Raw genomic sequence first — 14,794 nt, 5'->3', positions numbered from 1 at the left:
TTGGGGCTACGTCGCCCCGATCGTCAGCTCCGCAACAAAGTCATAAGCGTCCCCTCGATAGAGTGAACGGGTAAATTCCACGGCGCGGCCGGAGCCGAGGTAGGAAATGCGCTCGATCGACAGGCCTGCAGCCCCGACCGGGACGCCGAGCAGGCCGGCGTCGGCTTCTTTCATGTTGGTCGCGGAGATGCGCTGCACGGCACGGACCGGGCGGACTTGGCGCTTTTCGAGCTCGGCGTAAAGCGAGGATGTCACGATCGATGGGTCGGGCAGGAATTCGCCGGAGACGCTGGCATGCTCGATGGCCAGTGGCTGATCGTCGGCGATGCGCAGGCGGCTTAGGCGGGAGACCTTCGTGCCGGCGGCAAGGCCGAGGATCATCATTTCATCGGGCGAGGGCGTGTGCACACCCTTGTGTAGCCACTCGGATCGCGCCGTCATGCCGCGCCGCGCCATGTCCTCGGTGAAGGAGGTCAGTTGCGACAGGCGCTGTTCGACCTTGGAGACAGGTTTGGCGACGAAAGTGCCGGAGCCGTGGCGGCGGACGAGGACGCCCTCGGCGACGAGATCGTCGATCGCCTTGCGTACCGTCACGCGGCTGACGGCGGCATATTCTGCGATGTCACGTTCCGGCGGCAGGGCATCGCCATGCTTCAGCGTTCCGACCTTGACGGCGTCTTCGAGTGTGCGGCGCAATTTGACATAGAGCGGGCCGGTGCCGCCGGCGAGCAGGCGTCCCGGCAAGAAGATGCGGCTCAGATCCTCGGTCATGGCGTGCTCCCCCTGTTACTTTGCAGGAGCTTGGCCGCCAATTCGACCGCGCCACGCAATACGTCGCCTTTCGGTTCGGTGAGAAGCGCCTTATGGCGTGCATCGAGCCAGGAATGATAGGCCTTCGAGAGGCCGCCGAGCAGGCAAATGGAGGGGCATTCGGGCCATAGCAGGGCATCGAGACTTTCGGTGATGGCATTTGCTGCCGCCTTGACGATACCGACAGCGATCTCATCGCCTCTTTCGGCATATTCGAAGACCATCGGCGCATAACCCGCGAAATCCTTCGGCTTGGAGCCATGCGCGAATTCGACGATGCGTTCGGGATCGACGCCAAATTCCGTCATGATCTTTTCGGTTAGTGGCGAGGGCCGGCATACGCCATCATGCGCCAGAAGCGAGCGCTCCAAAAGGTCGCGACCGAGACGCGCGCCGCTCGCCTGGTCACCGACGATAAAGCCCCAGCCGCCAATGCCCCAGATCTTGCCGTTGCGTCGGGCATTGTAGACGGAGCCGGTGCCGAATGCGCCGATGATCCCATCGGCATCGCCGAGCGCTCCCTGTAGGGCAATCATCGCATCCGTGACGACCTGACCATTCGCGAAGGGCAGGGCCTTTTCGACGCGCTTGGCGTAGTCGCCGACATTAGCGCCGGCCGTGCCGACGACTGCAGGCAGTTCGTGAGCCAGCTCGGGATCGAGCCCGGCATTGTTGAGTGCCTGCCGGGCAGATGCGACGATATTGACCAAAGAGTTTTCGAGATCGGAAAGGATGTTTGCGGCACCCGCCTTGCCGGTGCCGAGAACTTTACCCATTCTGTCTGTCACAGCAGCGCGGCAGCTTGTCCCGCCGCCGTCGATACCGATCGCGAACTCTGCCATCGCACCCTCCGGATACCACCCATTCCCCGTTTTTTCTTACAATACCAAAAAAATACCATTTACCAATAGGCAAGGCTTCGCTTTTTTCGCTCCTGTATGTGATTGAAAAATATCAATAAAATTTTTTTGTCGGCTTTTCTTGCCCAAAAAAGTTAAATTCGGCTGGACAATTGGTATTTTTTTGGCCTTAATTCTTATCAAGGGAACAGTTCGAACAGGCATCGGTAGAACCGGCAGGATAATAATAGCCGGAGGCCTAGCAGAAGGTGGCGGACCTCTGCCGTTGTCAGAGCCGTTTGGATCAGGAGGATCCGTGCGACGGCGTTCGTCATGAATTTCCCGTGTATTGAGTTTCCGGTGTCTCTGTCCGGTCGTCCGGCAGGTCACGATTGGTTGGGCCGATCGGGCACAGTGCCTTGCGCGCCCTTTTTGCATATGGGGCCGGCAATATTGGCGGTCCTTGTGGAGCGTTGGCTATTTCCTTGGATATGCCAGCGGAATTTTCAGATCGAGAACAGTGCCTTGTTGCAGGCGCTTAAACAGGAGAGGGAAATGAAAAACAATGTTCTGAAAGGCTTGCTCCTCGCATCCAGCCTGCTGACTTCGGTCGGCTTTGCGCATGCGGCGGACGTGACGCTGACGGTCGAAAGCTGGCGTAACGATGACCTGCAGATTTGGCAGGAAAAGATCATCCCGGCATTCGAAGCCAAGAACCCCGGCATCAAGATCGTCTTCTCGCCGACGGCTCCGACCGAGTACAACGCGTCGCTGAACGCCAAGCTCGATGCCGGTTCCGCCGGTGACATCATCACCTGCCGCCCGTTCGACGCTTCGCTGGACCTTTTCAACAAAAAGCAGTTGACCGACCTGACGTCGCTGAAGGGTATGGATAACTTCTCGCCGGTCGCCAAGGCCGCCTGGACCACCGACGACGGCAAGTCAACCTTCTGCGTGCCGATGGCTTCGGTCATCCATGGCTTCATCTACAACAAGGACGCCTTTGACAAGCTCGGCCTGAAGGTTCCCGCAACCCGCGACGAATTCTTCGCACTCTTGGACAAGCTCAAGGCAGACGGCACCTACATTCCGATGGCCATGGGCACGAAGGACCTCTGGGAAGCCGCGACCATGGGCTACCAGAACATCGGCCCGAACTATTGGAAGGGTGAAGAGGGCCGCCTGGCTCTGATCGCCGGCAAGCAGAAGCTGACGGATGCTCCGTGGGTCAATCCCTTCAAGGAACTCGCCAAGTGGAAGCCTTACCTCGGTGATGGCTTCGAAGCCCAGAGCTACTCGGACAGCCAGAACCTCTTCACGCTCGGTAAGGCCGCCATCTATCCGGCTGGTTCGTGGGAAATCTCGTTGTTCAACACGCAGGCTCAGTTCAAGATGGGTGCCTTCCCGCCGCCGGTCGCAAAGGCTGGTGATACGGCCTACATCTCCGACCATCCCGATATCGGTGTCGGCCTGAATGCCAAGAGCACGCATCCCGAAGAAGCCAAGAAGTTCCTGAGCTGGGTTGCTTCCGACGAGTTCGCCAACATCTACGCCAACGCGCTGCCGGGCTTCTTCAGCCTGAATTCGCACCCGGTGAAGATGAGCGATCCGCTCGCCCAGGAATTCGTCTCCTGGCGCGACAATCATAAGTCCACCGTTCGTTCGACCTACCAGATTTTGTCGCGCGGCACGCCGAACCTGGAAAACGAAACCTGGACGGCATCTGCCAACGTGATCAACGGCACGCAAACCCCGGAAGCGGCTGCCCAAAAGCTGCAGGACGGCCTCGACAAGTGGTTCAAGCCGGCCAAGTAAGCCTGCTTTGACGCGATCCGGTGAGGGGCCTTATGGCTCCTCACCTCATGCTCTCCCTGAAAAATGCAGATGGAGAGACGAACGGAGGCACGGCTCCCCGCCCTTATGAGGAAGCCCATGACGCGCCCTCGTTATTTCTTATGCCGATAAGCCGCTGGACTGGCGCCGTCGCTACACCAGCGTTGTGCCGTGCCCGATATTGTTTCTCCATGCTTGGCTGGGGAGCGGCAACAGCGGGCGGATTTGAACATTTGCGCTGCCGCCCTGATCAGCAGCCAATAAAAACAGGCAGAAAGCCATGAGCGAAGCCGTTATATCAGCCGCTTTTCATGCAGTTCCGATCAAGCGCCAAAGGCGTTGGCATATCTTCGTTTTTCTTCTTCCGGCCTTCATCGTCTACACGGCGGTGATGATCCTGCCTCTGATCGAGACATTGCGGCTATCGCTCTATAACGTCGTCGATAACCAATCGACCTTTGTGGGTCTCAACAATTTCAAAGTGTTGTTTGGCGATGATCGCTGGTCGCATGACTTCTGGAATGCGCTTCGCAACAACTTTATCTTCTTCGTCATCCACATGTGCGTGCAGAACCCGATCGGTGTCGCGCTCGCAGCACTCCTGTCGCTTCCGAAACTGCGGTTCGTTGCCTTCTACCGCACCGCCATGTTCCTGCCGACGTTGCTCTCCTTCGTCATCGTCGGTTTCATCTGGAAACTAATCCTGTCGCCCTTATGGGGTGTGGCGCCCGATTTGATGGGCCTGGTTGGCCTAAAGTCGTTCTTCGCTCCCTGGCTCGGCAAGCCTGGCACTGCGCTGGTCACGGTCGCATTAATTTCGGTCTGGCAATATGTCGGCATCCCGATGATGCTGATCTATGCGGCGCTCTTGAACATCCCGGAAGAAGTCGTCGAGGCGGCGGAATGCGATGGCATCACCGGTTGGAGCCAGTTCTGGAAAATCAAGCTGCCGCTGGTGCTGCCGGCGATCGGCATCATCTCGATCCTGACTTTCGTCGGCAATTTCAATGCTTTCGACCTGGTCTATACCGTGCAGGGCGCTCTGGCTGGGCCGGATGGCTCCACAGACATCCTGGGCACGCTGCTCTATCGCGTCTTCTTCGGTTTCCAGCTGCAGCTCGGCGACCGCTCGATGGGTGCGACGATCGCAACCGTGATGTTCCTGATCATCCTCGCAGGCGTCTCGTTCTATCTTTTCATCGTCCAGCGGCGTATCCGCCGTTACCAGTTCTGAGGAGAGGCGAACCATGTCCAAGGCACGAACTTCCCTTGTCCGCTCCGGCCTCGTGCATCTGGCGTTGATCGCCTACACGTTGCTTGCCGTTTTCCCGGTTTTCCTGACCATCATCAATTCCTTCAAGGATCGCGCCTCGATCTTCCGGGCGCCCCTCAGCATCCCGACGCCCTCCAGCTTTAGTCTGATCGGTTACCAGACCGTTCTGAAACAGGGTGATTTCCTGACTTATTTCGAGAACAGCTTCATCGTAACGATCGTCTCGATCGTCTTGACCCTGCTGTTCGGCGCCATGGCAGCTTTCGCACTGTCGGAATACCGCTTTCGCGGCAATACGATCATGGGCCTTTATCTCGCGATCGGCATCATGATCCCGATCCGCCTCGGCACGGTCGCCATTCTCCAGGGCATGGTGGCCTTCGGGCTGGTCAATACGCTGACGGCGCTGATCCTGGTCTACACGGCGCAGGGCCTGCCGCTTGCCATCTTCATCCTGTCGGAGTTCATGCGCACCGTGTCGGATGACCTGAAGAATGCGGGCCGCATCGATGGGCTCAGCGAATATGCGATCTTCTTCCGCCTGGTGCTGCCGCTGGTTCGGCCGGCCATGGCGACGGTCGCCGTCTTCACCATGATCCCGATCTGGAACGACCTGTGGTTCCCGCTGATCCTGGCTCCGAGCGAGGCGACCAAGACGGTGACGCTGGGATCGCAGATCTTCATCGGTCAGTTCGTCACCAACTGGAACGCCGTGCTGGCGGCGCTGACACTCGCCATCCTGCCGATCCTCGTCCTTTACGTCATATTCTCCCGCCAACTTATTCGCGGCATTACCTCTGGAGCAGTCAAGTGAGCTCATCCGAAAAGCCGATCCGCGTTCTCGTCGCAGGCCTTGGCAATATGGGTCGCAGCCATGCGCTTTCCTATCACAACAACCCCGGTTTCGAGATTGTCGGCCTCGTCAACCGCTCCAAGTCGGTGCTGGCGGAACAATTGCACGGTTATAAGATCCATCCGGATTTCGAGACAGCTCTGAAAGAGTTGAAGCCCGATCTCTGCTCCATCAACACATACTCCGACAGCCATGCCGACTATGCGGTCATGGCCTTCGAGGCAGGCTGCGACGTTTTTGTCGAAAAGCCGCTGGCGACCACCGTTGAGGATGCGCAGCGCGTTGTGGCCGCAGCCAGGAAGGCCGGTCGTAAGCTGGTGATCGGCTATATTCTGCGTCACCATCCGTCCTGGATGCGGCTGATTGCTGAAGCCCGCAAGCTCGGCGGTCCTTACGTCTTCCGCATGAATCTGAACCAGCAGTCGAGCGGGCCGACCTGGGAGACGCATAAGGCGCTGATGCGCACGACATCACCGATCGTCGATTGCGGCGTGCACTATGTCGACGTCATGTGCCAGATCACCGATGCCAAGCCGGTCGAAGTGCGCGGCATGGGCCTGCGCATGTCGAATGAGATCGCGCCGGACATGTACAATTACGGCCATCTGCAGGTGATCTATGAGGACGGCTCGGTCGGCTGGTATGAGGCCGGCTGGGGGCCGATGATTTCCGAGACCGCCTTCTTTGTAAAGGATGTGATGTCGCCGAATGGCGCAGTCTCGATCGTTATGGACCCAAACGCCAAGTCGGACGACATCGATACGCACACCAAGACCTCGATCATCCGGTTGCACACGGCCGAAACTGGCCCGGACGGCAAGTTCATCCGGCCGGACCAGGATTTGCGTATGGACGGTGAACCGGGTCACCAGGAGCTCTGCGACCTCGAGCAGGCCTTCGTCCTGAAGGCCATCCGGGAAGATGTCGACCTCAGCCGCCATATGGCCGACGCCGTTCAATCGCTGCGCATCTGCCTCGCCGCCGACGAGAGCGTGCGCACCGGCAAGCCCGTTTATTTATAAGGGATTAGAGACTGTGGGATCGCTTCAACTGAAATCCATCCGCAAGGCCTATGGGACGCACGACGTGCTGAAGGGCATCAACCTCGAGGTGAAAGACGGCGAGTTCGTCATCTTTGTCGGCCCGTCCGGCTGCGGTAAGTCTACTCTTCTGCGCAGCATCGCCGGTCTTGAGGATGTGACCGCGGGTGCGGTCTTGATCAACGGCAAGGATGTGACGGTCACGCCGCCCGCTAAGCGCGGCATTTCCATGGTGTTCCAATCCTACGCGCTTTATCCGCACCTGACGGTGAAGGACAACATGGGACTCGGCCTGAAGCAAGCCGGCACCGCCAAGGGCGAGATCGACAGCCGTGTCGACAAGGCGTCCAGCATGCTTTCCCTCGAACCCTATCTCGCCCGCCGTCCGGCCGAGCTTTCCGGTGGCCAGCGTCAGCGCGTCGCTATCGGCCGCGCCATCGTGCGCGAGCCGGAACTTTTCCTGTTCGACGAACCGCTGTCGAACCTCGACGCGGCGCTGCGCGTCCAGACCCGTCTTGAAATCGCCCGCCTGCATCGCAGCCTGAAGGCCACGATGATTTATGTCACCCACGATCAGGTCGAGGCCATGACATTGGCCGACAAGATCGTCGTGATGAACGCCGGTGCGATCGAGCAAATCGGTTCACCGATGGAGCTTTATAACCGTCCTGCGAATATCTTCGTTGCTGGTTTCATTGGTTCGCCGCAGATGAATTTTATCCCTGCGGAAAAGCTCGAGCAGAGCGGCGCAACGACCATTGGCATCCGTCCGGAGCACATCACCTTGTCGCGTGAACAGGGTACTTGGTCCGCCAAGGTCATCCATGTCGAACATCTGGGCGCCGACACGATCATCTATCTCGAATCCGACCACACCGGCCTTCTGACCGTGCGCCTCTTCGGCGAACATAAATACGTGCCGGACGAAACGGTCTATGCGACGCCGGATGCCGGCCACATGCATCGCTTCGATGAGAATAATCAGGCCATTCGGGCGTAGGCATGCGTCTTGCAACGGAGATCGAGGCACGCATGCCGAGCCGTAAGGAGGCTCGGCTGCTGCGGCAGCCGAAGTCGGCGCCGGATATTGGTCGTCCTCAAAGTGGACGTCGATAGCGACGGGACGCCGATTACCTATTCCGAGACGCTAGGGTCGGCGGAGCGGGTGACCTTCAAGGTCGATCTCGGATGATGCTACGGCATAAAGATTGGGGACAATGCGCAGAACGGTCATTGCCATGCTCACTGCCGGAGAAATGGAGACGGGCCTTTGCCGCGCCTCCACCATGTTACCTTAGACCGTGACCGATGGCAGCAGCTTGGCACGTTCGCTCAGGATCTGCCGGCAGGCGGACGCGAGTTCGCGACCCTTGATGATGAAATGCTCTTTGAAGAATTGGATATGGGCTTCCGATTCCTGGAAGTGATGCGGCGTCAGGACGGCCGACAGGACGGGCACCCCGGTGTCGAGTTGCACGCGCATCATCGCATCCAGAACGGTGTTGGCGACGAATTCATGGCGATAGATGCCGCCGTCGACAACGAAAGCGGTGGCGACGATCGCGGAATAGCGGCCATTGCGAGCGAGGGTCTGTGCATGCAGCGGAATTTCCAACGCGCCCGGTACGTCGAAAATATCAATGGGGGATGCCCCCTCTGCCGTCTGCCATTCGGCGATGAATGAATCGACGCAACGATCGACGATGTCGGCATGCCACCGGGCCCTGATCAGCGCAATGCGGCTCGGCTGGGTGGAGATCGAAATGGTCATGAATTTTGCCTTTCAAGGGTTGTTGTCAAATATCCCTTGGGCGAACACGCAGGACTGCAACGCTCCCTCAAAGAGGAGGAGAGTGCGATCCAGCTTGCTCTCTTCCATCCGGACTATACCGTCGGCTCCGGCCTCTCACCGGATCTGCTGACCCTTCTGGCAGACCAGAAGGCGCTCGCGGGCTCGGAGACCAACCTCCATACCGCCGGTGGGGAATTACACCCCGCCCTGAGAACGGCGGGACTATAAATGCGGTGCAAGAAAAATCAAAGAAAAACGCCGGGCGATTTGCCCGGCGCTTGCGAAAAATCTATCCGCTTGTCCTCGTCGGTCAATCCTGAATCACCAGCAGATCGGAGGAGGCGAAGCGCAGGGTAACCTTCTCGCCAACGCTCGGAGGCATCGTGCCCGGGCTGTTGAACATGTCGAAGGAAATGGTGTTGCCGCCGACATTCATGCGCGTGCGGATGACCGAACCCAGGAAATGCGCCGAGGAGACTTCACCTGTCAGTGCGGTATCGCCCTTGGCCGATTCCGCCAGCGAACCGGCTTCCGGGCGCAAGGCGAGCGATACCTTATCGCCCGGCTTATAAGCCGTAACCGACTGCTTCAAGGTGACGCCCTGGTCGCCGATCATGATGCGGCTGTTATCGGGATCAACGACCTGGCCTTCGATGAGGTTCAACGTGCCGACGAAAGACGCGACGAAGCGGGTAGCCGGGGTGTTGTAGATCTCGAAGGGCGTGCCAATTTGGTCGGCGCGCCCGGCGTTCATGACGACGATGCGGTCGGAGATCGACAGCGCTTCTTCCTGGTCGTGCGTCACGAAGACGGTGGTGATGCCGAGTTGCTGCTGGATGGCGCGGATTTCTTCGCGCAGCGATACGCGGATCTTGGCATCGAGGGCCGAGAGCGGTTCGTCGAGGAGCAGAACCTGCGGTTTGACGGCGATAGCGCGGGCGAGCGCCACACGCTGCTGCTGGCCGCCGGACATCTGGAAGGGATAGCGGCCGGCGAGATGATCGAGCTTGATCAGGCCGAGCATTTCCTTGACGCGCTTATCGATCTCGGGCTTGGCAACGCCGGCGACCTTGAGACCGAAGGCGACATTGTCGTGCACGGTCATGTTCGGAAACAGGGCGTATGCCTGGAACACCATGCCGATGTTGCGCTGGTTCGGCTTCAGCGGACGTTGGTCCTTGCCGTCGATCGTCAGCGTGCCGGCGCTCGGGGTTTCGAAACCGGCGATCATGCGCAGAACGGTCGTCTTGCCGCAGCCAGACGGTCCGAGGAAGGAGACGAACTCCCCTTTCTCGATATGCATGGTGAAGTCGTGAACGACTTGGACGTCGCCGAAGGACTTCTTGATGTGTGTGAGTTCGAGAAAAGCCATGGTGTGAAGCCTTATGCCTTAATCGGAGCGGATTTGGAGAAGCGTGAAACAAGCTGGAGCAGGCCCATGCTGAGCCAGGTTACAGCGAGCGCGATGATCGCCAGCGCCGACGGCTCGTAAGCCCGGTTGGCGCCGATGAGCTGCATATAGGGTCCGAAGGCCGGACGGTTGAGCAGCGACGCCATGGTGAATTCACCCATGACGATCGCAAGCGTGATGAAAGCGCCGGAAAGCACACCGCTCATCACATTCGGGAAGATGCATTTGAACATGATCGTCGTCCACTTTGCACCCAGGCTTTCCGCCGCTTCCGTCAGCGTGCCGACATCGATCGTGCGCATAGCCGTGTCCACCGAACGGTACATATAAGGCAGCGATAATACAATGTAGGAGCAGACGAGCAGGAGGTTCGTTGTCTGATTGTAGCCGGTCAGCGGCAAGATCGACGACGAATTATAAAGGCGGAGATAGCCGAAGACGATAACGATGGCCGGAATGACCAGCGGCATCAGCGTGACGAATTCGACGAAGGGACGGATCTGTGGCAGACGCAGCCGCACCCAATAAGCCGTCGGCACGACAAGCAGCATGCCGAAGATGATGGTCAGGAGCGCCATCAGCATCGAGAAGCCGAAGGCGGTCAGGAAGCCCAGGTCTGAGAAGACCGACCTATAGGCATCGAAGCTATAGACGTCGCGCCGCATGCGCAGCGAGAATTCCAGCGTACCGATGAGCGGAACGAAGAAATAGATGACGCCGATGGCGACTGCGATCCAGGCAAAGAATTTTTGCAGCTTCATTTTTGCCACCGTTCAGCGCGCATGCGCATCAAGATATAGATGACGTTTGAAATACCCGTGATGACGATCATGCCGAGCGCCAGCGCATAGCCAAGGTTGGCATTGTGCAGCACGTCGCCGCGGATCTGCGCATAGAGCACGATCGGGACGATGTTCAGCGAGCTGCCGGTCAGCGCGATAGCGGTTGCGATGGCACCGAAGGAATTGGCAAACAGCAGCAGCGTCGTGCCGAGGAGGCTTGGCCAGAGGATAGGCAGGGCGACCATCAGCCAATATTGCTTGTTGGTGGCGCCGAGAATGGAGGCGGCTTCACGCCATTCTTTCTTCATGCCGTCGAGCGCCGGCGTGATGATCAGCACCATCAACGGAATCTGGAAGTACATGTAGGTGATGGTGAGACCGAAGAAGCTCAGAAGATTGAAGCCGGTCGCGTAAAGGTTCAAACCGAAATGGGCGAGCAATATGGTGACAAGGCCTTGGCGGCCGAGCGTTGCGATAAAAGAGAAGGCCAGCGGCACGCCCGCGAAATTCGAAGCGACGCCGGAAAAGGTCAGAAAGGCACTGCGGATCCAGGTGGGGAGACCGCCGAGTACGAGCGCCCAGGCGAGATAAAAGCCGATGATCGCGCCGCCAAGCGCGGAGGCAACCGAGATCTTGATGCTGATCCAATAGGCGCTGAGGATGGTCGGCGTGAAGAGGTCGCCGAGGTTCTTGAGCGTGAAACTCCCGTCCGGCGTCAAAAACGCGCCCATGACGAGATAGAGCGTCGGGATAATCAGGAACAACAGCGTGAAGATCACGAAGGGGGCAATGCCCAGCCAGTCGACGACGATGCGCTTGTTGATCAAGGGTGCGGTACTGACTGCTGATGTTGTGACGGTGCTCATGAGAGGCCCCAATTTGCGGCGTCGGAAAATGGAAAACCTCCCCGCCGAAGCGGGGAGGTTCAAGTCAAGCCAGATTACTTAACGTTCGAACCGACAACGCTGTCCCACTGCTTGGTGATGACGGCCGAACCTGCCTTCTGCTCGTCAAGCGTCGGGAAGGTGGCCTTTTCATAGGCTGCTGCCGGCGGCAGCTTGTCGAGAAGTTCTTGCGGAACCTTCTTGTTCTTTGCCAGGTCGTTGAAGCGGATCGGGTGGCAATAGCCCTTCAACCAGCCGATCTGGCCCTCGTCGGAATAGAGGAATTCCATCCAGAGCTTGGCAGCGTTCGGGTGCGGAGCGAAAGCCGAGATCGCTTGGACGTAAACGCCAGCGATAACACCCGAAGCCGGGACCGTAACGTCGACCGGCGGGTTGCCGTTCAGGCTGTCGCGCCATGCAAGACCATTATAGTCCCAAGCGATGACGATCGGGGTGGAACCCTGAGCGAGCGAAGCGGACTTGCCGATGATCGGAACGAAGTTGCCAGCCTTGTTGAGCTGGGCGAAGTACTTCAGGCCAGCGTCGCCAACCTTGGTTGCATCCTTCTCGCCAGCAGCGAGACCAGCAGCGTAAACGGCCTGAACAGCCTGGTTGGAAGCGCGCGGGTCGCCGGCAAGCGATACCGTGTTGGCATAATCCGACTTCTGCAGGTCAGCCCAATCCTTCGGCGGATTCTTAACGACGTCCTTGTTTACGACGAAGGAGAGAACGCCGTAGTAGTCGCCGTACCAGGAGCCGTCAGCATCCTTGGCGCTGTCCGGGATCGAGTCCCAGGTGGAAACCTTGTAAGGCAGCAGAAGGCCGTCCTTCTTGGCGGTCGGGCCGAAGGAGAGGCCGACGTCGATCACGTCGGGAGCCTGCGGGCCGGTGTTGCCCTTGTTGGCGCGGATTGCTTCAACTTCATCGCCCGACCCGGCGTCCGGGTTCAGTTCGTTGACATCGAGGCCGTACTTTGCCTTGAAAGCGGCAATCAGGTCGCCATAACCGCACCAGTTGTGGGGCAGGGCGATGGTGGTCAGCGTGCCTTCCTTCTTGGCGGCAGCGATGAGGTCCGCGCTCGGTTCAGCAGCTGCGATAGCGCTCGAAGCTACGAGCATCGCAGTGGAGAGCGTCAGAAGACGATGAATTTTCGAGATCACTGGTATTCCTCCTTTTGGGTTTTCAGTGTCTGGCTTGCTGTTAATGACGTTGCATGAAGGTTGTGTGACGGGTTGCGGCGGGTTGCGTTTCCTGAAACGTCGGGGATTTACTTTTATCCGCTAACGATGACAGGCTCTATCTTGTCGGCCGTTCCCCAGGTCTTAATTTTATACTTCTCCTCCCTCTAACCCAGCTTGCGGAACAGCCTTGTTTGTTCGAACAGGCCTTCAAGCGTTTTCATGCGCTCACTGGTCTCATCCCAGGTCGAGCTTTGTACGGCTTCGATCAGGGCCTCGACGATGAAGAGGGTGACGACGGAGGAATCCCAAGCCGATGGAGCCTCGATTTGCACACGGAACGTGTGTTTGGCATGCTTGGCGGCGGGGGTCGCCCATTGGTCGGTGAAGACGATGATCTCGGCCCCGTGGCGGCGTGCGGCAGCCGCGAGGCTGACTATTTCCTGCTCGTAGCGACGGATATCGAAGATCACGAGCAAGTCGCCGGGGTTCATGTTCAGAACATATTGTGGCCAGGAACTGGAATTGGAGGAGAGCAGGGTCGTGTTCGGGCGGATGACCTGCATATGGGTGAAGAAATATTCGGCAAGCGCGCCGGTGATGCGGCCACCGACGAAATAAAGCCCGCGCTTGCGCTCCGACAGCAGTGCAGCGACGCTATCGAAGGTTGCCGCATCGATATCCGCCAACGTTTGGCGCAGGTTGCTCATGATGGTATCGGCAAAGCGGTTGAGGATATGTGTGCCGGGGGCATTGGATGCCCAGCGATCATGTTTCGTCAGCGGATTTGAGATGGTCGCCTCGACCTCCTGATGGAGGTGGGACTGAAAGTCCGGATAACCCTTGAAGCCGAGTTTCTGCACCATGCGGGCCACTGTCGGCGTGGAAACCCGCGCATTTTCGGCAACCGTCGTGATGCTGCCCAGCCCTGAAACCGGGTAGTTGTCGAGCAAGCTTTTGGCGAGCTGCTTTTCGGCGCGCGTCAACGCGTCGAATTGGGCATGGATAACGTCCGAAACTGTTTTCGACGCATTGCTCACTCGATTTTAGCTCCCCAGGGACGGTCTTTTGCCAGTCTCCTATAAAGATATAACTACGCTGTCACATTTGGTGTCAATGTCACAAATGAAGAAATAATTTCAGTTCCCAGTTGACAGCCGTCGAAACCTGAAGAATTCTTTTCTTGTAAACATTTCATTAGGCAGCGGTGGGGCTCCTTTGATGCTTGCTCGGCAGGAGATTCTGACGGAAGCGGACGGCGATTGCGTTGCGGTCGAACGACCGACCGGAGCAAGCCCGGTTCTGATCATTTGTGAACATGCTTCGCGCACGCTGCCGGAATATTTCGGCGATCTCGGCCTTTCGAGCGAAGCGCTTTCCAGTCATATCGCCTGGGACCCCGGTGCGCTGGCCGTCGCCCGGAAAATGTCCGATAACCTCGATGCCACGCTGGTCTATCAACGCTTCTCGCGCTTGATCTACGACTGCAATCGGCCGCCGGAAAGCGCGGGCGCCATGCCGGAAACCAGCGAGATCTACACGATCCCCGGCAACCAGCACCTGCAGGCGGCCGACCGACAGGCACGGACCGAGGCTCTTTATCTACCATTCCACGACCGCATTCGGGCTCTGTTGAAGGAACGGGCGGCGAAGGAACAAAAAACCGTGATCGTGACGGTGCATAGTTTTACGCCCGTGTACAACGGCAGGCAGCGGGCAGTGGAGCTCGGCATTCTGCACGATGACGACCGCTTTCTGGCCGATCGAATGCTCGATGCGGCCAGAAAGGCGCCGGTCTACCGCACGGAGCGCAACGAGCCTTATGGGCCAGAGGATGGCGTTACCCATACGCTCAAACTGCATGGGCTCGCCAATGGTTTGCATAACGTTATGATCGAGGTCCGCAACGACCTCATCCAAGATGACGTCGGCCAAGGGGTCGTGGCCGGCTATCTGACAGGGCTTATCCAGAGCAGCCTGGAAGCCTGAACATAAAAGAAGACCTCGGGGAGCAGTTCAACTGCGATCGGGCCGCACGGCAAAAGCCGGTGGCACACATGGCACATGGTTTTCCGCAATTCCGCGGACGGCCGGGTTTT

At 58.6% G+C, this 14,794-nt stretch carries 14 protein-coding genes and 1 riboswitch; of the genes, 6 read left to right on the top strand and 8 right to left on the bottom strand.

Annotated elements, in window-relative coordinates:
- Window positions 1–6 precede the first annotated feature (6 nt).
- Window positions 7–771, bottom strand: a complete 765-nt coding sequence (locus PY650_RS22650; protein WP_285881809.1) for a GntR family transcriptional regulator — start codon at window positions 769–771, stop codon at window positions 7–9.
- Window positions 768–1,652, bottom strand: a complete 885-nt coding sequence (locus tag PY650_RS22645) for a glucosamine kinase nucleotide-binding domain-containing protein (protein WP_285881808.1) — start codon at window positions 1,650–1,652, stop codon at window positions 768–770. Before PY650_RS22645 ends, PY650_RS22650 begins: the two co-directional genes overlap by 4 nt.
- Before the next feature lie 552 nt (window positions 1,653–2,204).
- Between PY650_RS22645 and PY650_RS22640 the strand changes: the two genes are divergently transcribed.
- From PY650_RS22640 to PY650_RS22620, 5 genes are all read left to right on the top strand, one after another.
- Complete coding sequence (locus tag PY650_RS22640; protein WP_285881807.1) at window positions 2,205–3,464, top strand: ABC transporter substrate-binding protein; 1,260 nt, start codon at window positions 2,205–2,207, stop codon at window positions 3,462–3,464.
- Between the two features lie 298 nt (window positions 3,465–3,762).
- Window positions 3,763–4,716 carry a carbohydrate ABC transporter permease gene (locus PY650_RS22635; protein ID WP_285881806.1) on the top strand — a complete coding sequence of 318 codons (954 nt, stop codon included), beginning with the start codon at window positions 3,763–3,765 and terminating at the stop codon, window positions 4,714–4,716.
- Between the two features lie 13 nt (window positions 4,717–4,729).
- The gene (locus PY650_RS22630; protein ID WP_285881805.1) at window positions 4,730–5,569 is read left to right on the top strand and encodes a carbohydrate ABC transporter permease; all 840 of its coding nucleotides are present in this window, start codon (window positions 4,730–4,732) and stop codon (window positions 5,567–5,569) included.
- Entirely contained in the window at window positions 5,566–6,630 is a 1,065-nt protein-coding gene (locus PY650_RS22625; RefSeq protein WP_285881804.1) for a Gfo/Idh/MocA family protein, read from the top strand. The genes PY650_RS22630 and PY650_RS22625 overlap by 4 nt, the downstream gene beginning before the upstream one ends.
- 13 nt (window positions 6,631–6,643) lie before the next feature.
- Window positions 6,644–7,648, top strand: coding sequence for an ABC transporter ATP-binding protein (locus PY650_RS22620; protein WP_285881803.1), 1,005 nt, complete (start codon window positions 6,644–6,646; stop codon window positions 7,646–7,648).
- Between the two features lie 294 nt (window positions 7,649–7,942).
- Here PY650_RS22620 and PY650_RS22615 read toward each other — a convergent pair whose 3' ends face one another.
- The 6 genes from PY650_RS22615 to PY650_RS22590 form a co-directional block, all read right to left on the bottom strand.
- Window positions 7,943–8,419, bottom strand: a complete 477-nt coding sequence (locus PY650_RS22615; RefSeq protein ID WP_285881801.1) for a 6,7-dimethyl-8-ribityllumazine synthase — start codon at window positions 8,417–8,419, stop codon at window positions 7,943–7,945.
- 92 nt (window positions 8,420–8,511) lie between these two features.
- Window positions 8,512–8,659, bottom strand: a riboswitch (FMN riboswitch).
- 91 nt (window positions 8,660–8,750) lie between these two features.
- Window positions 8,751–9,812, bottom strand: coding sequence for an ABC transporter ATP-binding protein (locus PY650_RS22610; protein WP_285881800.1), 1,062 nt, complete (start codon window positions 9,810–9,812; stop codon window positions 8,751–8,753).
- A gap of 11 nt (window positions 9,813–9,823) precedes the next feature.
- Window positions 9,824–10,612: an ABC transporter permease gene (locus tag PY650_RS22605; protein ID WP_285881798.1), complete on the bottom strand. Its 789-nt coding sequence runs from the start codon at window positions 10,610–10,612 to the stop codon at window positions 9,824–9,826.
- The gene (locus tag PY650_RS22600) at window positions 10,609–11,499 is read right to left on the bottom strand and encodes an ABC transporter permease (RefSeq protein WP_285881797.1); all 891 of its coding nucleotides are present in this window, start codon (window positions 11,497–11,499) and stop codon (window positions 10,609–10,611) included. Before PY650_RS22600 ends, PY650_RS22605 begins: the two co-directional genes overlap by 4 nt.
- Window positions 11,500–11,573: 74 nt before the next feature.
- Window positions 11,574–12,677, bottom strand: coding sequence for an ABC transporter substrate-binding protein (locus tag PY650_RS22595; RefSeq protein WP_285881796.1), 1,104 nt, complete (start codon window positions 12,675–12,677; stop codon window positions 11,574–11,576).
- 185 nt (window positions 12,678–12,862) lie between these two features.
- A complete protein-coding gene (locus PY650_RS22590; protein ID WP_285881795.1) occupies window positions 12,863–13,735 on the bottom strand; it encodes a MurR/RpiR family transcriptional regulator in 873 nt (290 codons plus the stop codon).
- Window positions 13,736–13,916: 181 nt separating this feature from the next.
- On the opposite strand from PY650_RS22590, the gene PY650_RS22585 reads away from it, so the two are divergent.
- Window positions 13,917–14,684 carry an N-formylglutamate amidohydrolase gene (locus tag PY650_RS22585; RefSeq protein ID WP_432761567.1) on the top strand — a complete coding sequence of 256 codons (768 nt, stop codon included), beginning with the start codon at window positions 13,917–13,919 and terminating at the stop codon, window positions 14,682–14,684.
- The last annotated feature ends 110 nt before the right edge of the window (window positions 14,685–14,794 follow it).

The organism is Martinezella calliandrae, assembly GCF_030272695.1.
In the GTDB taxonomy this organism is placed as follows: Bacteria; Pseudomonadota; Alphaproteobacteria; order Rhizobiales; family Rhizobiaceae; genus Rhizobium; species Rhizobium calliandrae.
Note: the sequence above shows the minus strand (reverse complement) of the source record. Positions and strands in the feature narration are given on the sequence as shown.

Bases quoted from the DNA above. Each gene is read 5' to 3' on its own strand.
- PY650_RS22610 (WP_285881800.1), bottom strand. From the start codon at position 9,812: ATGGCTTTTCTCGAACTCACACACATCAAGAAGTCCTTCGGCGACGTC.
- PY650_RS22615 (WP_285881801.1), bottom strand. From the start codon at position 8,419: ATGACCATTTCGATCTCCACCCAGCCGAGCCGCATTGCGCTGATCAGG.
- PY650_RS22585 (WP_432761567.1), top strand. From the start codon at position 13,917: ATGCTTGCTCGGCAGGAGATTCTGACGGAAGCGGACGGCGATTGCGTT.
- PY650_RS22600 (WP_285881797.1), bottom strand. From the start codon at position 11,499: ATGAGCACCGTCACAACATCAGCAGTCAGTACCGCACCCTTGATCAAC.
- PY650_RS22640 (WP_285881807.1), top strand. From the start codon at position 2,205: ATGAAAAACAATGTTCTGAAAGGCTTGCTCCTCGCATCCAGCCTGCTG.
- PY650_RS22635 (WP_285881806.1), top strand. From the start codon at position 3,763: ATGAGCGAAGCCGTTATATCAGCCGCTTTTCATGCAGTTCCGATCAAG.
- PY650_RS22630 (WP_285881805.1), top strand. From the start codon at position 4,730: ATGTCCAAGGCACGAACTTCCCTTGTCCGCTCCGGCCTCGTGCATCTG.
- PY650_RS22605 (WP_285881798.1), bottom strand. From the start codon at position 10,612: ATGAAGCTGCAAAAATTCTTTGCCTGGATCGCAGTCGCCATCGGCGTC.
- PY650_RS22650 (WP_285881809.1), bottom strand. From the start codon at position 771: ATGACCGAGGATCTGAGCCGCATCTTCTTGCCGGGACGCCTGCTCGCC.
- PY650_RS22645 (WP_285881808.1), bottom strand. From the start codon at position 1,652: ATGGCAGAGTTCGCGATCGGTATCGACGGCGGCGGGACAAGCTGCCGC.